Source organism: Burkholderia sp. AW33-5 (assembly GCF_053427615.1).
Map to the genome: position 1 here is coordinate 156432 of NZ_JBSAXA010000001.1, position 21331 is coordinate 177762.

The 21331-nt window shown below is 68.3% G+C and carries 25 protein-coding genes; 12 read left to right on the top strand and 13 right to left on the bottom strand.

Annotation, left to right across the window (positions count from 1 at the left end):
- Positions 1 to 314 precede the first annotated feature (314 nt).
- On the top strand, positions 315 to 719 hold the full coding sequence (locus ACV22V_RS00725) for a hypothetical protein (protein WP_059533657.1): 405 nt from the start codon (positions 315 to 317) through the stop codon (positions 717 to 719).
- Between the two features lie 96 nt (positions 720 to 815).
- Here the strand turns inward: ACV22V_RS00725 and ACV22V_RS00730 are convergent, their stop codons facing one another.
- The gene (locus tag ACV22V_RS00730; RefSeq protein WP_448012699.1) at positions 816 to 1625 is read right to left on the bottom strand and encodes a TlpA family protein disulfide reductase; all 810 of its coding nucleotides are present in this window, start codon (positions 1623 to 1625) and stop codon (positions 816 to 818) included.
- Between the two features lie 229 nt (positions 1626 to 1854).
- The gene (locus ACV22V_RS00735) at positions 1855 to 2868 is read right to left on the bottom strand and encodes a hypothetical protein (protein ID WP_448012700.1); all 1014 of its coding nucleotides are present in this window, start codon (positions 2866 to 2868) and stop codon (positions 1855 to 1857) included.
- Positions 2869 to 3084: 216 nt separating this feature from the next.
- Here ACV22V_RS00735 and ACV22V_RS00740 point away from each other — a divergent pair, with 216 nt between their 5' ends.
- On the top strand, positions 3085 to 3810 hold the full coding sequence (locus tag ACV22V_RS00740) for a class I SAM-dependent methyltransferase (RefSeq protein ID WP_059533662.1): 726 nt from the start codon (positions 3085 to 3087) through the stop codon (positions 3808 to 3810).
- 31 nt (positions 3811 to 3841) lie between these two features.
- Here ACV22V_RS00740 and ACV22V_RS00745 read toward each other — a convergent pair whose 3' ends face one another.
- Positions 3842 to 4318, bottom strand: a complete 477-nt coding sequence (locus ACV22V_RS00745) for an N-acetyltransferase family protein (RefSeq protein WP_448012701.1) — start codon at positions 4316 to 4318, stop codon at positions 3842 to 3844.
- Between the two features lie 131 nt (positions 4319 to 4449).
- On the opposite strand from ACV22V_RS00745, the gene pdxR reads away from it, so the two are divergent.
- Entirely contained in the window at positions 4450 to 5928 is a 1479-nt protein-coding gene (gene pdxR, locus ACV22V_RS00750; RefSeq protein ID WP_448012702.1) for a MocR-like pyridoxine biosynthesis transcription factor PdxR, read from the top strand.
- A 60-nt stretch (positions 5929 to 5988) separates the two neighbouring features.
- On the opposite strand, the gene ACV22V_RS00755 is transcribed toward pdxR, so the two are convergent.
- Positions 5989 to 7026, bottom strand: a complete 1038-nt coding sequence (locus ACV22V_RS00755) for an aldo/keto reductase (RefSeq protein ID WP_448012703.1) — start codon at positions 7024 to 7026, stop codon at positions 5989 to 5991.
- Between the two features lie 127 nt (positions 7027 to 7153).
- On the opposite strand from ACV22V_RS00755, the gene ACV22V_RS00760 reads away from it, so the two are divergent.
- From ACV22V_RS00760 to ACV22V_RS00780, 5 genes are all read left to right on the top strand, one after another.
- The gene (locus ACV22V_RS00760; RefSeq protein ID WP_448012704.1) at positions 7154 to 8041 is read left to right on the top strand and encodes a LysR family transcriptional regulator; all 888 of its coding nucleotides are present in this window, start codon (positions 7154 to 7156) and stop codon (positions 8039 to 8041) included.
- Positions 8042 to 8236: 195 nt separating this feature from the next.
- Entirely contained in the window at positions 8237 to 8536 is a 300-nt protein-coding gene (locus ACV22V_RS00765; RefSeq protein ID WP_059533672.1) for an ArsR/SmtB family transcription factor, read from the top strand.
- A 20-nt stretch (positions 8537 to 8556) separates the two neighbouring features.
- On the top strand, positions 8557 to 9909 hold the full coding sequence (locus ACV22V_RS00770; protein ID WP_448012705.1) for a pyridoxal phosphate-dependent decarboxylase family protein: 1353 nt from the start codon (positions 8557 to 8559) through the stop codon (positions 9907 to 9909).
- A 140-nt stretch (positions 9910 to 10049) separates the two neighbouring features.
- Positions 10050 to 10517 (top strand): cupin domain-containing protein, encoded by a 468-nt coding sequence (locus ACV22V_RS00775; protein WP_448012706.1) that lies wholly within the window; start codon positions 10050 to 10052, stop codon positions 10515 to 10517.
- Between the two features lie 69 nt (positions 10518 to 10586).
- Positions 10587 to 11408, top strand: coding sequence for an SDR family NAD(P)-dependent oxidoreductase (locus ACV22V_RS00780; protein ID WP_059692538.1), 822 nt, complete (start codon positions 10587 to 10589; stop codon positions 11406 to 11408).
- Between the two features lie 62 nt (positions 11409 to 11470).
- On the opposite strand, the gene surE is transcribed toward ACV22V_RS00780, so the two are convergent.
- The 3 genes from surE to ACV22V_RS00795 form a co-directional block, all read right to left on the bottom strand.
- Entirely contained in the window at positions 11471 to 12250 is a 780-nt protein-coding gene (gene surE / locus ACV22V_RS00785) for a 5'/3'-nucleotidase SurE (protein ID WP_448012707.1), read from the bottom strand.
- Positions 12251 to 12510: 260 nt separating this feature from the next.
- Positions 12511 to 12813 carry an AzlD family protein gene (locus tag ACV22V_RS00790; protein ID WP_082721853.1) on the bottom strand — a complete coding sequence of 101 codons (303 nt, stop codon included), beginning with the start codon at positions 12811 to 12813 and terminating at the stop codon, positions 12511 to 12513.
- A complete protein-coding gene (locus ACV22V_RS00795; protein WP_059533681.1) occupies positions 12803 to 13540 on the bottom strand; it encodes an AzlC family ABC transporter permease in 738 nt (245 codons plus the stop codon). Before ACV22V_RS00795 ends, ACV22V_RS00790 begins: the two co-directional genes overlap by 11 nt.
- A gap of 125 nt (positions 13541 to 13665) precedes the next feature.
- On the opposite strand from ACV22V_RS00795, the gene ACV22V_RS00800 reads away from it, so the two are divergent.
- Positions 13666 to 14124 (top strand): Lrp/AsnC family transcriptional regulator, encoded by a 459-nt coding sequence (locus tag ACV22V_RS00800; protein ID WP_006486309.1) that lies wholly within the window; start codon positions 13666 to 13668, stop codon positions 14122 to 14124.
- A 219-nt stretch (positions 14125 to 14343) separates the two neighbouring features.
- On the top strand, positions 14344 to 14913 hold the full coding sequence (locus ACV22V_RS00805) for a hypothetical protein (protein ID WP_321850472.1): 570 nt from the start codon (positions 14344 to 14346) through the stop codon (positions 14911 to 14913).
- 250 nt (positions 14914 to 15163) lie between these two features.
- Here the strand turns inward: ACV22V_RS00805 and ACV22V_RS00810 are convergent, their stop codons facing one another.
- The 4 genes from ACV22V_RS00810 to ACV22V_RS00825 all read right to left on the bottom strand — a co-directional run bounded on the left by ACV22V_RS00810 (position 15164) and on the right by ACV22V_RS00825 (position 17980).
- Positions 15164 to 15796, bottom strand: coding sequence for a LysE family translocator (locus tag ACV22V_RS00810; protein WP_223960232.1), 633 nt, complete (start codon positions 15794 to 15796; stop codon positions 15164 to 15166).
- A 191-nt stretch (positions 15797 to 15987) separates the two neighbouring features.
- Positions 15988 to 16848 carry a hypothetical protein gene (locus ACV22V_RS00815; protein WP_448012708.1) on the bottom strand — a complete coding sequence of 287 codons (861 nt, stop codon included), beginning with the start codon at positions 16846 to 16848 and terminating at the stop codon, positions 15988 to 15990.
- Between the two features lie 62 nt (positions 16849 to 16910).
- A complete protein-coding gene (locus tag ACV22V_RS00820; RefSeq protein WP_059533687.1) occupies positions 16911 to 17243 on the bottom strand; it encodes a DUF2322 family protein in 333 nt (110 codons plus the stop codon).
- Between the two features lie 44 nt (positions 17244 to 17287).
- The gene (locus tag ACV22V_RS00825) at positions 17288 to 17980 is read right to left on the bottom strand and encodes a flavin reductase family protein (protein WP_448012709.1); all 693 of its coding nucleotides are present in this window, start codon (positions 17978 to 17980) and stop codon (positions 17288 to 17290) included.
- A gap of 205 nt (positions 17981 to 18185) precedes the next feature.
- On the opposite strand from ACV22V_RS00825, the gene ACV22V_RS00830 reads away from it, so the two are divergent.
- Together ACV22V_RS00830 and ACV22V_RS00835 are read left to right on the top strand one after the other, a co-directional pair.
- The gene (locus tag ACV22V_RS00830; protein ID WP_059533691.1) at positions 18186 to 18512 is read left to right on the top strand and encodes a thioredoxin family protein; all 327 of its coding nucleotides are present in this window, start codon (positions 18186 to 18188) and stop codon (positions 18510 to 18512) included.
- Between the two features lie 10 nt (positions 18513 to 18522).
- A complete protein-coding gene (locus ACV22V_RS00835) occupies positions 18523 to 18942 on the top strand; it encodes a secondary thiamine-phosphate synthase enzyme YjbQ (RefSeq protein ID WP_059464957.1) in 420 nt (139 codons plus the stop codon).
- 57 nt (positions 18943 to 18999) lie between these two features.
- On the opposite strand, the gene atsR is transcribed toward ACV22V_RS00835, so the two are convergent.
- Together atsR and ACV22V_RS00845 are read right to left on the bottom strand one after the other, a co-directional pair.
- A complete protein-coding gene (gene atsR / locus ACV22V_RS00840) occupies positions 19000 to 20811 on the bottom strand; it encodes a hybrid sensor histidine kinase/response regulator AtsR (protein ID WP_448012710.1) in 1812 nt (603 codons plus the stop codon).
- A gap of 9 nt (positions 20812 to 20820) precedes the next feature.
- Positions 20821 to 21321: a molybdopterin-dependent oxidoreductase gene (locus ACV22V_RS00845; RefSeq protein WP_448012711.1), complete on the bottom strand. Its 501-nt coding sequence runs from the start codon at positions 21319 to 21321 to the stop codon at positions 20821 to 20823.
- Positions 21322 to 21331 lie beyond the last annotated feature (10 nt).

Consider the following 21331-nt stretch of genomic DNA (forward strand, 5'->3'; position numbering starts at 1 on the left):
AATCGGAGATCGAAACAGTTCGATTTAATGATGAGTATTTAATCGAATATGGGTATGAGTTTCCGCGAAATGATTTCGCTGCGCGTCACGCCTTTTTGAATAATAAACGGGTGCGCGGGCGGGAACAGCGGGATGATCGGGCTTCGGTGCCCGTCGGAACGTGCTGATTTATTCCTTCAATGTTGCGATGCGCTCGCCTGATACACCTGACAGGCGATTAATTTCGAGATTAGAGTTATCGTGCACGGCGCGCGCTTGATATTCGGCGGCTTTTATTCAATCGACCCTTGCCGGGCCCTCACGAGGACAGTGCGATGACGAAACCCGATAGTCTGAAAGGCGAGATAAAGGGGCAGGCTCAGGAGGCAGACCGTCACAACCTGGCGCGGCCGGCGGTGAATGGCGCGTTGTGGGCGCGTGGCCTGACGACGCAGCGCGTGGCCGATCTGTTCAGAACCCTGCCGGGCCTCCCGGGGCACTGGATGCAGCTGCAAAACGAAGTCAACGCAGGGAATCGCTATTTCTACGGCGTCCAGAACGGTCACCAGACGACCGACGAAGGAAAGGAACTGATCCGCTGGATCGCCGACGCGGTGGTCAGCGCCGCGCAGCGGGCGGGATTCGATTTTCCGTTGCAGCAGCTTCGGTTCACGGCCGACACGGGGTGGTTGAAGCTTCAGCGCGTGTCGGGGCGCGTGATGGTGTTGTCGAGGCCGTAAGCGTGTCGACATGTCGTGGGGCGCGTCAGCAGCGGCAGCGGGAACGCGCGCTGCCATCGACGATCGAGCATGGCCGCGCGCAGGCGGCCGACGGGATCACTGACCGAAGCGCTGCGCGACGGCGTCCTTCAACCGCGCGGCGGTGATCTCGCCCATGTGCGATTCGACGAGTTCGCCCTTCGCATCGAAGAACAGCGTCGTGGGCAGCCCGCGCGACCCGTACGCATGCATCGCACGCAACGGCGGATCGAGCAGCACGTTGTCGAAGCGCAGCCCCTGCTGTTCGAGGAACGCGCGCACCGCCTGCGCGTTTTCTCCCTGGTTGAGCATCAGCACCGTGATGCCGGGATGCTCCCGCTGCGCCTGTTCGAGGATCGGCATTTCGCGCCGGCAAGGCGCGCACCACGTTGCCCACAGGTTCACGACGACCGGCTTGCCGGCAAAGCGTTGCGGCAGCACGGGCGTCGAATCGAGCGCTTCGAGCCGCATCGCGGCGAACGGCGGCGCGGTGCGCTGCAGCGTCGCGAGCGTGCCTTGCGCGATACCCCATGCGGCGAGACCCGCGACGATGCCGGCTGCCACCGGGCGGCGCAGCGCGGGCAGGCGACGCAGCCGCCACACGGCGAACACCAGCGCGACGGCGATGCCGATGCGCCAGTCGAAGCCGCCGTCGCCGAGCGCGATGATGGACCGTGGCGCCGCTGCATAATCGCGCCACCATTGCGCGACATAGCCGATGCGCGCGGCGACCAGCCCGAGCAGCAGCACGTCGAGGATCAGGCTCGACGCGGTCTTGTGCTGGCCGTCGGGCGGGCGGCGCTGGATGAAGCGGGCGACGAGCCACGCCAGCAGCGCGGCGGCGGCTACCGCGACGACGCGGATCGAGAAGGGACCGATGCTCAACATGGGAAGAAAAAAGTGCGGGGATCGTGGATCGACCGGTGAAGGCGACACCGTTGCCGGTCATGTGGCGTTTCGACCCTGCGCGACGCATGCGGGTTCCCGTTGCGAGCTCGCGACATGCATCGCCCTGCGCGCGCGGATCGCATGCCGGGTACGAGCATTCAGGATGACGTTGCTTTCGTCGAAGCGTCTCGAAGCATCAGGTCGACTGACGATCGCGCAGCACCGGTAATTACTGCCTGTTTCCGCCGGAGCCGGGCGATGCGCCGCCGAGCCGGTACGCGGTGAAGAACTCGTACCACGGCGAACCCTGACCGACCGGCACGCCGAGTGCCGACGTCCGCTGCTTCAATGCCGCGAACACGTCGTCGATACGCGCGGCCTGCGCGGCATCGCTGAACGGACGCGACTTCGCCCTGCCGGCCGCGAACGCGCCGTAGGCGATCGCGAGCAGGCGCGCGCTGTCGTCGATCGAGAAGATCGACGCGCTGATCGCTTCGACGAAGCGCGGCCGGTCCGCTTCGCGCGACGCGGCGATGCACTGGAACACGATCGCCGACACTTCATGCAGGTCGTTCGCGCGCAGCAATGCCGGCAGGCGTGCGGCGATCCGGTCGGCCGGTTCCTCATGCAGCGCGGCGCCGAAGTCGAGCACGGCGGCCATCGGGTTGCCGTCCTGCTTCACGCGATCGAGCGCCGATGCGGACGCGGTGGCCGCCGCTTGCGCGTCGTCGCCGGACGCGGCGCGCAGCACGTCCGCCACCTGCTGCCGCCACTCCGGAAAGATCATCCGCACGTTGCCGAACTGCTCGCCGCCTTGTGCGGCCGGATTCCAGCGATAAACGATCGTGCCGCCGTGAATGAACGGCGAATACAGATGCTCGGGCGTTTGCGGCAGCGGCCGCCGGTTGATCGGCAGCCACGCGAGCGTCAGCCAGTCGTAGCGGCCGGTGGCGGGCACCGACGGGCTCGAACTCGCGACGACCTGCCAGGTGCCGCGGTTCGCATAACGCCGGCGCGCGTCGGGCACCGCGACGGTTTGCTGTTTCGCGGTATCGAAGTAGGTCGTGCCGGTCACGTTTTCGCCGCTGTCCGGGGCCGGCGTGAGGGTGGCGATGACCCACGCTGCACCGTCGGCCGAGCGATAGTCCGACGGCCGCAGCGTGGCGACGTCGTGCACCATGCGCGTTTCGGCGGCGACGGGGCTCGGCGGAAGATGGGCGGGACCGGCGACGATACTCGGCATGGACGTTCCTCGGAATCGGGTGCGTATCGACGGACGCGAACCGGACGTGAAAGTGGCTGGCGCCGCATGTCGTCTCTCGTAACTGTAGAACGCCGCCGCCGGAAACGGAAACCGGCCGCGGCGGCCCCAACTCGCGCAACGCGTTCACGCGCACCGACGCTTCGGCTTACCATGCGCATCCTGGGCCAGCACGACGCACACCGATCGGGAGCGCACATGACCGACACGAAAGCCATTACGGAACACTGGACGCACGTCGCCGACCAATGGATCGACTGGGCCGGCAGGCCGGGCCACGATGCGTTCTGGAAGTATCGCGAGGGGTTGGCGGCTTACCTCGGCCGCGGCAGCGGCCACGCACTGGAAATCGGTTGCGGCGAGGGCCGCGTGAGCCGCGAGCTGAAGGCGCTCGGCTACGACGTGACCGCGAGCGACGCGGTGCCCGCGATGCTCGACGCCGCCCGTCGCGCGGATTCCGCGCACCGCTACGCACTTGCCGATGCGGCATCGCTGCCATTCGATCCGGCAAGCTTCGATGTCGTGATGGCGTACAACGTGCTGATGGACCTCGACGACATGGCGGCCGCATTGCGCGAGGCGCGCCGCGTGCTGAAGCCGGGCGGGCTGCTGTTCGTGTCGCTCGTGCATCCGTTCCGCGATCGCGGCCGTTTCGCGGGGCCGCAGCCCGACGCGCCGTTCGTGCTCGAAGGCACGTATTTCGGCAGCGAGCATTTCGAAGGCGTGGAAACGCGCGACGGGTTGTCGATGCATTTCGCGGGCTGGTCGCTGCCGCTGCAGGCCTACATGGATGCGCTGGAGGCGGCCGGCTTCGCGATCGTGTCGCTGCGCGAGCCGCCGCCCGACCGCGCCGACACGGACACGCTGAAGCAGTGGTCGCGCGTGCCGCTGTTCCTGTGGATCAAGGCGCGGCCGCTGGCGTGAACCCGCCGCCACCCCCCCGCGTGCGGCTCCCTCAGCGCGGCAAAACCCTCCGGTAGATCACGAATCCGGTTTTTTCCGCGACGGTGTCGTAGAGCCGCATCGCCGTGTGATTCGTCTCGTGCGTCTGCCAGTACACGCGTTCGGCGCGTTGCGCCTGCGCGGCGTCGTACACGGCTTCGATCAACGCGCGGCCCACGCCCTTGCCGCGTTCGCTCTCGAGCGTGAAAAGATCCTGCAGATAGCAGGTCGGCCCGATCAGCGTCGTGCTCCGGTGATACAGGAAATGCACGAGCCCGACGAGCCGGCCGTCGCGTTCCGCGACGCGCGCATGCACGGGCTCGTAACCGTCGAAGAAGCGCGACCACGTCAGCTGCGTGATCTCGTGCGGCAGCGCGGTGTCGCCGAAGCGGCCGTAGAAGCGGTTGTAGCCGTCCCACAGCGGCAGCCAGTTGTCGAAATCGTCTTCACGCACGGGGCGTACGGTCAGGCCGGTGTCGGTAGCGTTCATGGTCGCGAACCTTTCGAGGATGGATGAATTGAAGCGTTGCCGGCGCGGCCGGAAACGAGAACGGACATCCACGATAGAAAGTTCGTGGCACCATGTGTAGACCCATGACATTCCCACATTCTGGAGCCACGATGGATTACGCGGTGCTGCTGTCGACCTTCGAGCGCGAGGCGGGGCCGCACGCGGTCACGCGGATGTCGCAGCAGCAGCGGCTGTACGCGTGTCTGCGCGACGCGATCCTGAGCGGCCGCATCGCCGAAGGCGCGCGGCTTGCCGCCTCGCGCACGCTGGCCGACGAACTCGGCATCGCGCGCAACTCGGTGCTGTACGCGTACGAGCGGCTCGCGTCGGAAGGGTTCGTGACCGGCACGCGGCAGGGCACGGTGGTCGCCCGGATGGGTTTGCGCGGGGCGCGGATCGTCGCCGCGGCGCCCGCCGGCGATGCGGCGATGCTGTCGCGGCGCGTCGCGCAGGCGGAGCGCGCGACGAGTGGCCTCGACGAATCGCTGCCGTTCATGCCGGGCGTGCCGGCCGTCGACGAATTCCCGCTCGCGCAGTGGCGACGCTGCATCGAACGCGCGTGGCGCGCGGCGGGGCCGGCGCAGCTCGGTTATCAATCGGCGGAAGGCGACGCGGTGCTGCGCGACGCGATCGCCGGGTATCTGCGCGCATCGCGCGGCGTGCGTTGCGACGCCGCGCAGGTGATCGTCACCGACGGCACGCAGGGCGCGCTCGACCTGTGCGCCCGCGCGCTGGCGGACGCGGGCGACGTCGCCTGGATCGAGAACCCGGGCTATCACGGCGCGCGCAACGCGTTTCTCGCGGCCGACCTGCGTGTCGAGCCGATCGGCGTCGATGCGCAGGGGCTGGCGCCGCATCCGGACGACTGGCGCGATCGTCCGCCGAAGCTCGTCTACATCACGCCGTCGCACCAGTATCCGCTCGGCGCGGTGATGAGCCTCGAACGGCGGCTCGCGCTCGTCGCGCAGGCGCGCGCGGCCGGCGCATGGATCGTCGAGGACGACTACGACAGCGAGTTTCGCCACCACGGCACGCCGCACGCGGCCGTGCAGGGGCTCGCGGACGACGCGCCGGTGATCTACCTCGGCACGTTCAGCAAGGTGATGTTTCCGGCGTTGCGGCTCGGCTTCATGGTGGTGCCGCCCACGCTCGCGCAGCCGCTGCGCGACGCGGCGGGCGCGCTGATGTTGCAGGGTCGCGCGGTCGAGCAGCGCGCGCTCGCGGATTTCATCGAGGCCGGGCATTTCACGCGGCATCTGCGGCGCATGCGCCGCGTGTATGCCGAGCGGCGCGATGCGCTGCACGACGCGCTGGCGCGGCGATTGAGCACGCGGCTGACGGTGTCGGGCGGCGCGGGCGGCATGCATCTGTCCGCGCGGCTCGACGTGCCGGTGGCGGACACTGAGCTGAGCCGCGTCGCGCAGGCGCACGGGCTGATTCTGCGGCCGCTGTCGTCGTTCTGCGTGCCGGGCACGGCGCACGGCTACAACGGGCTCGTGCTCGGCTACGGCGGCGTGCCGGCCGAGCGGATGGACGCGCTCGCGCGGCGGATCGGCGAGATGATCGACCGCGCGCTGGCCGGGCGATGAGACTGACGTCCGTTGCGCCGGTCCGCCGTTGCGTCGGCGCGTGCCTGCTCGTTGGTCCGCTCAGCCGCGCATCGGCGGATTGAGTCGCGCGAACGCGTCCTGCCGGCGATACGGGAAGTACGGATACGGCGCTTCGACCGCACTCGCCGCATCGAGCTTCGCGATCTGCGCGTCGGTCAGCGACCAGCCGACCGCGCCGAGGTTCTGGCGCAACTGCTCCTCGTTGCGCGCGCCGACGATCACCGACGACACGGTCGGGCGCTGCAGCAACCAGTTCAGCGCGATCTGCGGCACGGTCTTGCCGGTTTCCTCGGCGATCGCGTCGAGCGCATCGACCACGTCGTACAGCCGTTCTTCGTCGACCGGCGGGCCGAAGCCGGCCGTGTCGTGCAGGCGGCTGCGTTCGGGCAGCGGCGCATCGCGGCGGATCTTGCCCGTGAGCCGGCCCCAGCCGAGCGGGCTCCACACCAGCGCGCCGAGGCCCTGGTCGGCGCCCAGCGGCATCAGGTCCCACTCGTAGTCGCGGCCGACGAGCGAGTAGTAGACCTGGTTCGCGACGTAGCGCGACCAGCCGTGCCGGTCGGCCGCAGCGAGCGACTTCATGATCTGCCAGCCCGCGAAATTCGACACGCCGATATAGCGCAGCTTGCCCGCGCGCACCAGGTCGTCCAGCGTCGACAACACTTCCTCGACCGGCGTGGCCGCGTCGAACGCGTGAAGCTGCAGCAGGTCGATGTAGTCGGTGTCGAGGCGGCGCAGCGCGTCGTCGACCGCGCGGATCAGCCGCGGGCGCGACGTGCCTGCGTCGTTCGGGCCGTCACCGGTCGGCAGGCCCGTCTTGGTCGAGATGAGCACCTGGTCGCGCCGTCCGTGGATCGCGGCGCCGAGCACGCGCTCGGATGCGCCGTCCGAATACACGTCGGCCGTGTCGAACAGGTTGACGCCGGCTTCGACGCAGATGTCGACCAGGCGGCGCGCTTCGTCGACGCCCGTGTTGCCCCATGCGCCGAACAACGGGCCGGTGCCGCCGAACGTGCCTGCGCCGAAGCTCAGCACGGGAATCTTGAGGCCGGAGCGGCCGAGCGTGCGGTATTCCATGTCGTGTGCCCTCTCGTCGTCGAGGCCGGCGCGTGAATGCGCCGGAAAGGTAGCGCTCACTCTAGCGCTTGCGGTTGATCCGGATAATTGGGCAGACTTCGAAAATATCCTTCGGAGGAAGCGAAGAATGCTGCTCGACAATCTGGCGCTGTTTCTGCGCATCGTGGAGAAGGGCGGGCTGGCCGCGGCCGGCCGCGAGGTCGGGCTGTCGCCGGCCACGGTTTCCGAACGGCTGGCGGCGCTCGAGAGTTACTACGGCGCGGCGCTGCTCACGCGCACGACACGCGCGATCAGCCTGACCGACGAAGGCCGCACGCTGGTCGCGGGCGCGCGGCGCCTGCTCGCCGAGGCCGACGAACTCGAAAGCCGCGTGAGGCTGGGCGCGCAGACGCTGTCGGGGCCCGTGCGGCTGAGCGCGCCGGCCGATCTCGGGCAGGTGCGCGTCGTGCCGGTGGTCGACGCGTTCCTGACCGAGCATCCCGGCGTCACGGTCGACCTGCATCTCGGCGACGGCTACGTCGATCTCGTCGGGCAGGGGCTCGATTTCGCGATCCGGCGCGGCACGCTTGCGGACAGCGCGTTGCGCAGCCGTTCGCTCGGCCGTTCGCGCCGCGTGGTGTGCGCCGCGCCCGCGTATCTCGCCACGCACGGCACGCCGCGGCATCCGGACGAACTCGCCGCGCACGACTGCATCGTGATGCGCTTCGGCCAGGAGCTGTATGCCGAGTGGCCGTTCCGCATCGACGACGAACTGAAACGCGTGATGGTGCGCGGCCGGCGCGTGGCCAACGACGGCGCCCTTGTGCGGGCGTGGTGCGTCGCGGGGCGCGGTATCGCGCTGAAATCGCGACTCGACGTCGAGCAGGATCTGGCGTCCGGCGCGCTCGTCGAGATCCTCCGCGACTTCTCGCCGGGCGAAGTCGACCTGCAGATCGTCTATCCGGGCGGTGCGGTGCAGCCGCGGCGCGTGCGGGCGCTGATCGAAAGGTTGGCGCAGGCGCTGACCGCCGAGTGAACGCAACCAACCGGATCACGTCGGCTGGCGCTCCCGGGTCGGCCTCCGACGTGATGACGTCGAATGCGGCGCAGCAGCGCAGAGGCCGCTTCCGGCACCTTCCCGCACGCCGGCAAACGCAACGATCCCGCGCGCAACCGGTTGCCCACGTTTCGTCATTTAGCTAATATTCGAAACGTCAAACGAGGCCGAACCATGGACGACGTCACCCGCATCAGCGCACTGGCCAACGAAAGCCGTCTGGCCGTGATGCGCTGGCTCAAGCAGCCGCGCAAGCATTTCCCACCGCAGCCGCATGGCGACTTCGACGAACTCGGCGTGTGCTGCACGTACATCACCGAGAAGCTCGGCATCGCGCCGGCGACGACCACGCGCCACATGCGCATCCTCGCGGATGCCGGGCTCGTGCAGGCGACGCGCGTCGGCAAGTTCACGTACTACAAGCGGATCGACGATGCGCTGCATCGGTTGGGCCGCGATCTCCTGCAACTCTGATCTTCACAGAGGCAAACGACATGGATGAACTCGCCCTGCTGGCCGACGCCGACCGGCGCGCGCACGCGTATCTCGCAGCAGCCGGCGAACGGCGCGCGTATCCCGATGCGGCCGCGCTCGCCGGTCTTGCGGCCTTCGACGAACCGCTGCCCGATACGGGCCGCCCGGCCGACGACGTGTTGCGCCTGCTCGACGAGCGCGGCACGCCCGCGACCGTCGCATCGAACGGCCCGAACTACTTCGGCTTCGTGATCGGCGCGACGCTGCCGGCCGCGGCGGCGGCCGAGCGGCTGATGCTTGCGTGGGACCAGTGCGCGTCGTCGTTTGCGAATTCGCCGGTGGCCGCGACGATCGAGCGGCAGGCCGCGCGCTGGGTCGTCGACGTGCTCGGGCTGCCGGAGGGCAGCGTGGTCGGCTTCGGCACGAGCGCGACGGCCTGCACGCTGGTCGCGCTGGTCGCCGCGCGGCGTGCGCTGCTCGCGCGCAAGGGCTGGGACGTCGACGAAGCAGGCCTGATCGGCGCACCCGAGGTGAAGGTCGTGCTCTCCGAGCTTGCGCACATCACGGTGAAGAAGGCGCTGCGGGTGCTCGGCTTCGGGATGAAGCGCCTGATCGTCGCGCCGGTCGACCCGCACGGCCGCATCGATCCCGCGCAATTGCCGCCGCTCGACGACATGACGATCCTCTGCGTGCAGGCCGGCGAAGTGAACACCGGCGAATTCGATCCGTTCGCGGCGCTGGTTCCGCGCGCGAAGGCCGCCGGCGCGTGGGTGCACGTGGACGGCGCGTTCGGGCTGTGGGCGCGCGCGTCGTCGAAGCGCGCGCTGACCGACGGCGTCGACGGCGCGGACAGCTGGACCACCGACGGCCACAAGTGGCTCAACACGCCGTACGACGGCGCGATGGTGATCTGCCGCGACGCGGCCGCGCTCGCGACCGCGATGAACAGCGATGCCGTCTATCTGAGCGGCGCGCAGGACGCGCAGAAGAACCTCAACCTCGAATTCTCGCGGCGGGCGCGCGGCATTCCGGTGTGGGCCGCGCTGCGCGCGCTCGGCCGCGCCGGCGTGGCGACGCTGGTCGAGCGGCATTGCGCGCAGGCCCAGCGCGTCGCCGACGGCCTGCGCGCGGCCGGCTACGACGTGCTGAACCGCGTCGTGCTGAACCAGGTGCTCGTGCGCGCCGGCACCGACGACGAGACGATCACGATCCTTCAGGCTGCGCAGGATTCGGGCGACGTCTGGTTCGGGCAGACCGTGTGGCAGGGGCGGCCGGCGTTCCGGATCAGCGTGTCGTCGTGGCGCACGGAGGACGAACACATCGATCGCCTCGTCGCCTTGCTGACGAAGCTGCGCGGCGTGCACGTGGGCTGAGCGACGTCTCCAGGGCGCGGTGGACGAGGATCGTGCCGGCGATCTCGTCCGCGTGAAAATGTCGGACAATAGCGCGGCATGCACGCCGCGCCCGCCCGGGCGGCGCGTTCAACCGCTGCATTGACGCCGACGAGATCCCCATGTCCACGACACTTCCCCGGGAACTGCTGAAAGCCGCCGACATCGCGAAAATGGAACCGACCCGCGCGGTGCATTCGCTCAATCCCAACGCCGTTCGCCTCAAACGACAGCTCGGCGACCTGACCGGCCTCACGCAGATCGGCGCGCATCTGCTGACGCTGATGCCCGGCCACGAATCGGCCGAGTATCACCGCCACCTGTACGAGGAAGAATGCGTGTACGTGCTGTCCGGCACCGGCACGGTCACGATCGGCGAACGCACGTGCGAAATCGGGCCGGGCGACTTTCTCGGCTTCCCGCGCGGCGGCGATGCACACACGTTGCAGAACACCGGCGACGTGCCGCTGGAACTGTTCGTCCTCGGCCAGCGCCTCGAACACGACGTCTGCGAATACCCGAGAATCGGCAAGCGGCTTCACATCGCCGGCGAGCTCGAGGATTTCGTCGATCTGCCGAAACGGCCGTAGACGGCACGCATCCGCATCGGCCGCCGTCATGCTTATGATGCGGGAACGCCACTGACAGGATTCCACGCCATGGACGCGCCGCATCCGCCGATGAATGCCCCGGTCTCCGAAACGGAACCTGAAACCGAAACCGTCACCGAGCCGCGCGCGTCGCGCGTGCAGCGGCCCGTCGCGCTCGTCACCGGATCGACGTCGGGAATCGGCGCGGCCATCGCGCGACGGCTGGCGGCGGACGGTTACGCTGTGATCCTGCATTCGCGCAGTTCCGCCGAAACCGGTCGCGCGATGGCGCGCGAACTCGGCGCGGCCTACGTGCAGGCCGATCTCGCCGACGATGCGCAGCGCGTGCGGCTGATCCGCGACGCGGTGGCGGTGCACGGCCGCCTCGACGTGCTGATCAACAACGCGGGCGTGAGCCGTGTGATTCCGCACGACGATCTCGCCGCCGCGACGCCCGACGTGTGGCGCGAGATGCACGAGATCAACGTGATCGCGCCGTTCCGGCTCGTCGCCGAAGCGCAGCCGGCGCTGCTCGAGGCGGCGTCGAGCGGGCGCGCCGGTTGCGTGATCAACGTCAGCTCGCATGCGGGCGTGCGGCCGAAGGGCGCGTCGATTCCGTATGCGGCGGCGAAGGCCGCGCTCAATCACACGACGCGCTTGCTGGCGCGCACGCTCGCGCCGGCGATTCGCGTCAATGCGGTGGCGCCGGGGCTCGTCGATACGCCGCTGACCGCCGACTGGACCGACGCGCAGCAGCTCTGGCGCGAGCGCGCGCCGATGCGCCGCGCGGCGACGCCGGACGACGTCGCGCAGACGGTCGCGATGCTCGTCGCGTCCGATTACGTGACGGGCGAGATCGTGATGCTCGACGGGGGATTGAACCTGACGTGACCGCGGATGGGTGATGCGGGCGGCGACGACGGCGAAGCCGCCGGCCGGTATCGCCCCCGAGGTCAGCCGAGGTTCGACCGCAGCCGCGCGAGCGCGTGGTCGTGCGTGCGTTCGAACTTCAGCGGCGTGACCGCGATGTAGCCTTCGCCGAGCGCGACCGTTTCCGAATCCGCATCGTCGTCGCGCGGTGCGCGCGCCAGTTTCAGCCAGTGGTATTCGATGTCGCGCGGATCGCGCCCCGACACGATTTCGACGCCCTGCAGCGTGCCGGCGCCCTGGTTCGTCACCTTCAGGCCGTGCACGTCGTCGGCCGGGCGCGCCGGGAAATTCACGTTGAGGCACGCGTCGCTGTCCCAGCCGGCCGCGACCAGCCGGCGAATCACGTCCGGCGCATGCGTGAGTGCCGTGGTCCACGGCACCGCGTTGCGGTCGCTGAACGCCTGGCTCAGCGCGATCGCCGGCACGCCGACCAGCATGCTCGTCATCGCGGCGCCGACGGTGCCCGAGAACACCGTTTCGGTGCCGAGGTTCGCGCCGCGATTCACGCCGGACAGCACGACGTCGGGCCGTGCGTCCTTCATCAGGTGGCTGACCGCGATCGCGACGCAATCGCCCGGCGTGCCGCGCACGGCGAAGCGGCGCTCGCCCTTGCGATGCACGCGCAGCGGTTCGTGCAGGCTCAGCGAATGCGACGTGCCGCTCTGGTCTTCGGCCGGGGCGACGATCCAGACTTCGCGCGCCAGTTGCGTGGCGACCTGTTCGAGCACTTCAAGGCCGGGGGCGTCGAATCCGTCGTCGTTGGTGAGCAGGACGCGGTCGAACAGCGGGCGGGTTTCTTGCATCGGGACGATCCTCGCAGGCAGGCAATCAGGGGAAAGGCATCGTGGGTATAGCCGCAAGGCTAACACCCCGTCGCGACGCGTGCCGCTTGCCGCGTCACGCAGGGCCGGAGCCGGAGCCGGAGCCGAAGCCGGAGCCGGAGCCGGAGCCGGAGCCGGAGCCGGAGCCGCGGCCGGCGCGCGGATGCGAAAACGGGCGCATGGCGCGCCCGTCTTCCGCTTCGATGTGTCGCCCGCGCGGCGCTCGGAACCGCGTTACCCGATTACCCGAGCAAATACCGCAGCAGGCCGGCCGACACGACGCCGACGATGACGGTCGGCAGGATCGACAGGCGGGTCGCCGCGATCAGCGTGACGGCGAGCGCGAGCAGATCGGCCGGGCGCGTCGACACGAAGGCCGGCGCGATCACCGAGATCAGCACGCAACCGGGCACGTTCTCCATCACCGACGCCATCCGCGGGCTCAGCGTGCGGTTGCGCAGCAGCACGTAGCCGAGCACGCGCGACAGGTAGGTCGTCGACGCCATCAGCACGATGGTCGCGACCGTCGCGAAATCAGGCAGCATCGCGCGGCTCCCACAGCAGCGCGGCGATCAGCCCCGCGCACGCGCCGGCCGGGACGTACCACGCACCGGGCACGGCCAGGTGCGTGGCGGCCGCGACGACGAGGCTCACGAACCACGGACGGCTCGCGCGCATGCCCTTCCACATCCCGCGCAGCAGCACCAGAAACACGGCCGTGAACGCCATGTCGAAGCCGTACTGCTCGACGTTGCCGATCGTCGGGCCGACCGCCGCGCCGAGCGTCGTCATCGAGATCCACGTCAGGTACAGCCCGGCGCACACGCCCGCGTAATACGGGACGCTGATGTGCGTGGCCGAGCGCGAGCGTGCGTCGGCAAGCGACATCGCCCAGCTTTCGTCGCACATGAAGAACAGCGCGGCGAATGCGCGGCGGCGCGGCAGGCGCCGGATGTACGGCGCGAACGCCGCGCCCATCAGGATGTGACGCGAATTCACGAGGAACGACATCGCGACGATCAGCGCGATGTGCGGCGGCGAGGTCCACAGATGGATCGCCGCGAATTCCGAGCCGCCGCCGAAATTCAGGCCCGTCATCATCGGGACCTCGAACAGGCTCAGCCCCTTTTGCGCGGCCTGCGCGCCGAGCACCAGCGCGAACGGCACGAAACCCAGCATGACGGGCAGCGCCGCGCGCAATCCGCGGCCCATCTCGGCGACATAGGCGGGCCTGTCGCGAAGCCCGGACGACGTTGAAACGCTACTGCTCATTACTCCTCCTTCTGGGAGGAGGATTGTCTGCTTTTTTGACTCGAATCGGATTGCGTTGCGGATCGATATTCGCGAGAATTTGGCATTGAGTGAGCGATTCGCGAATTTTTTGGAATTTGATGCCAATGAAGCTTGACGCTATCGACCGGCGGATCCTGAGCGCGCTGCAACGCGACGGCCGCATGCAGAACGTGGAACTCGCGCACGAGGTCGGGCTGTCGCCGTCGCCGTGCCTGCGGCGCGTGCGGCTGCTCGAGGAAGCGGGCGTGATCGAGAAATACGTGGCCGTGCTGAACCCGGCGAAGGTCGGCAAGGGGCTGACGATCTTCACGCGCGTGTGGCTGAAGGGGCAGGACGCCGAATCCGTGAACCGCTTTGCCGAGGCCGTCCAGCAGATGCCGGAAGTGGTCGAATGCCACCTGATGGCCGGCGACTGCGATTTCCTGCTGCGCGTGGTGGCCGCCGACATCGACGACTACCGGCGCTTCCAGATGGAATACCTGACGCGCATCCCGGGCGTGCTGAGCGTGAAGACCGACATTCCGATGCAGAAGGTCAAGCTCACGTCGGCGCTGCCGACGTAACGCGGCACGGGCGCGTGACGACGATTCGGCGAATCGTCACCGGCCGGTGACATTTGGCCGATACACTGGGGGGACGAGCCGCTTCGCCGCGCACCGGGCGCATCACGGTGCGACTTCGATGCGCAAGCAACTAACGGTCGACCGCGAAGGGATCGACGAACGCGCGCGCTGCGCGCGATGCGATCCGCCGGGCGGTGCGTCCTTCTTGTCGAGCCATTCATGCAGCCATTCAACAATCCGTGGAATTCGCTGGAAATCGTCAAGCTCGTGCTCGGCGTGCTGACGCCGTTGTCGGTTGCGTGTCTCGGCTGGCTCGTCGCGCGCCGATTGAAGCGGCTCGAGCTCGTGCAGTGGACCAACCAGCGGCTGATCGAGAAGCGGCTCACGCTGTACGACGCGGTCGCGCCGCAGCTCAATGCGCTGCTGTGCTTCTACACGTGGATCGGCTACTGGAAGGACATCTCGCCGGACGACGTGATCCGCGCGAAGCGCGAACTCGACCGCACGTTTCACATCTACCGCTACCTGTTCGACGATGACGTGTACGACGCGTATCACACGTTCATTCACGCGTTGTTCGAGATGCACACGGGGCCGGGGCGCGACGCGCGGATCCGTTCGCTGATCCAGTCGCCGGACGGCGACCGCAGCGTGCACGGCACGTATGAGTGGAAGGCCGCGTGGTCCGAGCGGTTCTCGACCGCGAACGTGACGGACAAGGCGGATGTGGTGCGGCACTACACGCGGCTGATGGAGCGGCTGCGCGTGGCGCTCGGCGCGAATCGCTGACGATTGCGCGCGCGCCGCGCGCCGGTACCGGAATTCGCTACCGGGCGGCGCGCATTGGTTCCCTCATGCACGTGGCCATGTCCACTCGCGTGAGGTTCGCAGGTTGATCGACATGGGCTTTCAGCCGCTCATGGTGCGCCGGCCGGAGATACGGCGGCGCCGTCGTCCAGGCATCGCATCGATTGACACGAATTTCTCGCGCGTCAGTCGATCGTATTCGGAACGGACTTCGGAGTCGGCCGGTTCACGATCAATTCCGTCCCGCCACCGCCAGCCGGGCGGCCAATCCCACGAACACCGTGCCGAGCAGATACCGCGGCAGCTTAGACGGCCGGCGTCGCGCGCCGATGCGCTGACCCAACCGGCTCGCGGACAGAATCACCGCGCCGTTGACGACGAGCCCGATCGCATTGAGCACCGTCGCGAGAACGAGGATCTGCACGGCGATCGAGCCATGCTCGGGACGCACGAATTGCGGGAACAGCGCGAGGACGAACAGCGCCATCTTCGGATTCAGCAGGTTCGTCATCACGCCCTGGCGGAAGATCGCGGCGGTCGAATGGCGGCGAGGCGACGCGGCCGGCGACAGCGCGGTCGCATCCGAACGGAATGTCTTCCATGCGAGGTAAAGCAGATACGCGGCGCCGGCGAATCGCACGGCGTCGTACGCCAGCGGCACCGCGACGAAGAGCTGAGACAGCCCGAGCGCGGCTGCGAGCGCATGACAGTAGGTGCCGACCTGAATGCCCGCGAGCGTGGCGAACCCCGCGCGGCGGCCCTGGCTCACGCTGCGCGACGCAATCAGCAGCATGTCGGGGCCGGGTGTGGCGGTCAGCGCGAGACACGCGCCGGAGAACAGCGCGAGCGTGGAGAGGTCGATCATGGAAGTCCCTTTGTGCCGGAGATGCCTGAAAGGGAGGTCAGTTTAGGAGCGCAAGTGGAGCGGGTCAATCGACCGGACGGCCGATGGTCAACGTATTTGCTCCGTCTTCCGCGCGACGACAAACGCATGCCATGCGAGCAAGCGCGAGGAGTCACGCACACTCGCCGACGCGCCGCGCCGCGCCGCGCCGATCACTCTTTCCGGCAGGCCACCTGATAATCGATCACGGTATTCGCCGACGGCGTGTCCGGCTCGCCGCCGGCCGTCGTCACACCGAGCACGCCGGCCGCGCTCCGATACCGCAGCGCGCAATACCCCATGCCGGTGCCGGAGCACGCTTCGGCTTCGATGATCCCGTGCTTCGCGAGCGTGGCCGCGCCGTCCGCCGGGTCCGGCTTCTCGCGCGGACGCAGCGGCTGCCAGCCACGCGAGATCAGGATCTTGCGCGCCGTATCGAGCGGCTTGCCGTACACGTTGGGCACGACTGCACGGCCGTGGCAATACGTGCGTTCGGCGGCGACCGCCGTCAGCCGCAAGCCGCCATGCTCTTCGCGCAGCTCGCCGACGGGCGCCGACGGGCCATCGCCTCCCCAGACCAGCAGCGCGCCGCTTTCCAGCGACTCGACCGAGCCGAGCTGCCAGCCGGCCGAGCGTGCCGTATAGCCGAGCGCGACGAGCGTCGTGCCGTCGAAGACGCCGACGTTTGCGTTGCGCGCGTAACAGATCGCGCTCGTCCCCGGCTTGAAACCGCTCGCGAACGTGACGACCGTATAGCGGCCGAGCGGCGCTTCCGACGTCACGATCCAGCCGAGCTTCGCGACGTCGCGGCCGGCCGCGGTTGCGGTCTTCGCGCGATATCGCGCACAGAATGCGTCGAGCGTGCCGTTCTCCGGCGAGCGCGGCAGCGCGCCGAGCGCAACCAGGGACGCGCCGGCGATATCGGAAGCCGTGTGCAGCGTCTCGGCGGACGCCGCGCCGCCGAGCGCGACGCACGCGAGGGCGGCGATCGATGCGACACGGCGGGTGAACGGCCGGACAGTCATGCGACGCATGTGGAGGGTCTCCGGGAAAGGACGGGCATCGACCGTTTGCGTGCGTGCCCGTCGCCGGGCATTCAGGCCTTCGCGACCACGTCGATCCGCAGCGCGTCGCCGCCGTCGACGATCGCCAGCAGACGATCGACGTTCGGGTGTGCGCCCGGGCGGTTACGCGCGTCGGCAGTGTGCTCCGCGAACACGGCGAGGCCGTGCTCGGCGGCCTTCGCGTCGAGCGTGCCGAATGCCTGCTTCAGGTAGTTGTACACCGCGAGCGAACCTTGCTTGCCCGGCTGGTTCTCGATGCTGGCGACCACGTCGCCGTTCGCGCCGACGAGATCGATGCGCGCGACACCGTCGATGGCCGGCAGTTGCGCGAGGTTGTCCTTGAATACTTGGGTCGGTTGAATCACTGAAACACTCCGTCGGTTCGGTCATGGGTCGATCGGCCCGTATCTTATCCGATCGACATGCCCGCTTCGCGCGCGCGGTCGATGTCGGGGCTGCGATAGGCGCGCTCCGGAATCTCGGCGAGCCGTGACGCATGCACCTGATGCGGCGCGAGGCCATAGAACTTCTGAAAACTCATGATCAGCGGCGACCATTTGTCCGGATCGATGCGGTCCGGATGACCGTCCATCAGCAGGTCGGGATGTACGTGAACGCGCTGGATGCGCACCTCGAACACGCGGATGCGGCCGCGCAGGTCGGGTGCTTCGTCGCCGATGCCGTGCGTGGCGGCGACCACCGCTTCCAGATGCACCGGGCATTCGAGCGCGCGCGGCGGGGCGATGGTCTGCGAGGGCGTCTCGGTGAGCCCGGCGGTGCCGAACTTGTCCGGTTCGTACACGTAGCCGCGTGCCTGCTTCGACTCCGGCACCGGATGCGTGCCCGTCGTGCGCGCGATGCGGTCGACCGCGTGTGCCTGCGCCGCCGACGGCAGGTTCAGCACGCATTCGCCGGTGCGCATCAGGTTGTGCGTGGTCTGCGAGCTGGCGGCGAGCCCGAGCATGCCGCGCCAGCCGAGCCAGAACGCGGACGACATCGGCGCAAGATTGGCCGTGCCGTCCGGGTTCAGCGTGCTGATCAGCACGACGGGCGTGCCGAAATAGAGGATGTTGGGTTCGGTGACGCGATGCGGGGCGTTCATGGCCTTTTCCTTCGTTGACGGGATCAGTTCGCATGCTGATCGCGTCGCCGCCGCGCGGCGCTCCGATTCTTGTCGTGTCATTCGCGTGGCGCGGCCGCCGTCGGCATCGCGCGTGCTTTTCCGCTACAGTGGGAAATCGAAGGTCGCATGTGCCGCCCACGCCGGCGCGCGGCGGCCACGTTCCGCAATTGCACACGAGGGACCGATGGACATCGAGCAACGCTACACCGCCAACGCGCCGACGCGCGCGGAAGTCGACGCACTGGCCGGTGCGACCGTCATCGAATTCGGCACGAACTGGTGCGGAATTTGCGCGGGCGCGCAGCCCGCGATCGTCGCGTCGTTTTCCGCGCATCCGGCCGTGCGGCACCTGAAGATCGAGGATGGCCCGGGTCGGCCGCTCGGCCGTTCGTTCGGCGTGAAGCTGTGGCCGACGCTGGTATTCCTGCGCGACGGGGTCGAAGTCGCGCGCGTCGTGCGCCCCGCCGACGCCGGGCAGATCGAGGCCGACGGCTTCGCCGCGCTCGCCTGAGGCCGTCGTCATGCAACAGGCCATCACGCATATCGGCGTCGACGCGCGCGGCAGCGGCCTCGTCGAGTTCACGCCGCAAGTGCGCGCATTCGTCGACCAGCAGGCGATCCGCACCGGGCTGCTGACCGTGTTCTGCCGCCATACGTCCGCGTCGCTGCTGATCCAGGAGAACGCGGATCCGTCCGTGCAGCGCGATCTCGAACGCTACTTCGCGACGCTCGCGCCCGAGGACGACACGCGCTACGAGCACGACACCGAAGGCCCCGACGACATGCCCGCGCATCTGCGCACGGCGCTCACGCAAGTGCAGCTGTCGATCCCGATCGAGCACGGACGCATGGTGCTCGGCACGTGGCAGGGCATCTATCTGTTCGAGCATCGTCGCGCCGCGCATCGGCGCGACATCGTGCTGCATTTGATCGGCGAGTAAGCGGGAAACGCGCAGCGGGCGGCCGGAACGCCCGCCCGTCACGCATCGCGTCCGCGCTCAGCCGAGCAGCTTCTCGACGAGCGCGCCGAGTTCGCGCAGGTGAACGGGTTTCGGCAGGAATTCGTCGAACACCCGCTGGTTCTCGCGCAGCGCGGCCGATTCGTACGCGCTGACACCGAGGATCGACGGAAACTTTCCGTCGTCGTCCGGTTGCGCGACCATCCGGATGCGGTGCGCGACTTCGAAGCCACTCAGGTCCGGCAGTTCGAGATCGAGCACGACGAGGTCGTAATGCGTGTCGCCGAAACGGGCGATGCCTTCCTGCCCGGTGCCGCACAGATCGGCGTCGAGGCCGAGCGCCGACAGCATCGCACCGAGCGTTTCGCGCGCGTTGTCGTTGTCGTCGACCACGAGCGCGCGGCGGTTGCGATGCGCGGCGACGGCCGGCCACGCGGGCGCGTCGCCGGTCGTCTCGCCGGCATCCGGCACCTCGGCCGGCAGCGTCACGACGAACTCGCTGCCTTCGCCGACGACGCTGCGCACGTCGACGTGGCCGCGCAGCGTCGTCACGATCTCGCGCACGACCGCGAGCCCCATGCCGATTCCGTCCACATGCAGGCCGACCGCGTCGTTCGCGCGGTAGAACGGCTCGAAGATCTTCGGCAGATGCTGCTTCGCGATACCGGCGCCCGTGTCCCGCACCGCGAGTTTCAGTTGGCGGCCGGCCGGCGCGTCGACGAGCATGATCGATACGTCGATCGATCCGTCGGCGGTGTATTTCACCGAATTCTCGATCAGGTTCGACAGCACCTGACGCAACAGCTTGCGATCGGAGCGGATCGCGAGGTCGTGAGGCTCGACGCGCTGCGCGACGGCGATCCGCTTGGCCGCGATCTTCTCGCGCAGCGGATCGAGCACCTCGGCGAGCAGCGACGCCATGCCGACCGTTTCGGTTTCGGCGAGGCGCTTGGTCGAGCGCAGCTTGATGTAATCGGTCAGGTCCTTGACCAGCGCTTCGAGCGACGACGCGGAATTCTGCAGCCGCCGGATCGTCTTCAGGTTGGCGTCGGACTGCGACCGCGCGAGCAGGATCTCGATCGAACCGCAGATCGCCTGCAGCGGCGTGCGCAGTTCATGGCTGACCATCCCGAGGAACGCGTTCTTCGCCTCGATCATCTCGAACGCGCGATCGGATGCCTTGCGCTCCGCATCGAGCGCCGCGTCCTGTCGTTCGAGCAGGTCGTCGCGCGTGCGCATCGTGTAGAACAGCAGCAGGAACAACGCGCACAGGATCACGCCGAGGATGATGCCGAGCGACAGGATCGCCCGCTGCTTTTCCTTCAGCTGATGGAACGTGAAGTCGCGCTGCGCCATCTCGATCGCGCGGAAGTAGTTCGCGAGGCCGTTGACCTTCGGCCAGTACGCGTTGACGTCGTCGATCACGTGCGGCGCATCCTGTGGCGCGTTGCGCAGCAGCGGCACGTCGTGCTTCAGGCGCGCCATGAATGCGCCGAGCACCGCGATTTCGGCGCGCGCGCGCGGGATGCGCAGCCAGTATTCGGACACTTCGGACGGCCGCTGCAGGAACCCGAACGACACCGACAGGCTGTCGAGCTGCATCTGCACGTGGTCGAAGTCGTCGTCCACGTGCGTCGAGTAGAGGATCAGCTGGCGGTCGAAGCGCGTGTAGGCGTTCCGGTATTGCGCGGCCGTCCAGAACACGCCTTCGCGCGGCCCTTCGAGCACGCCCTCGTTGACCGAGGTCGCGAGCAGGTCCCACAGCAGGAATGCCCACGCGGCGAATCCCAGGATCCACAACGATCCCAGGATGAGGATGATCTTTCTGTTCTTCCACCGCCCGCGCATCATGTCACGCGCTTACTTCACGGTCAGGCCGATGATCTGCCATGCGAACTTGGCTTCGCCGAGCGGCGTCTTCAACTCGTCGGGATACTGGTCGCGCGGATACATGATCCACAACGGGCCGTAGTTGTCGTTGCCGAGCACCTTGCCGTTCATCGTGCGCGCGAGGATCACGCCGTACTTGTCGGCATCCGACACGGGGATCGTGAACGTGTATTCGTCGATGCAGCGGAACTCGATCTGCGTGCCGTGCGCGTCGACGGTCTTCAGCACGTCGGACAGGCGCGGGCCGGTGAAGGTCGCCTTCGGCGTCCAGCTCGTCGACGTGACGATCGTGTGCTGCGGCAGCGCCATCAGCGCCTGCTCGGTAAAGACGAACGTCGTCTTGCCGGGCTGGTTGCTGCGGCCGATCTTGCCGTCGACGGTGAACGTGAACGACGCGGCCCAGCTCGCGGCGGCCATGCCGAGCAGGCAGGCCGTGACCAGGCTCTTGACCCAGACGGTCGAAATTCGCATGTGTTTCCCC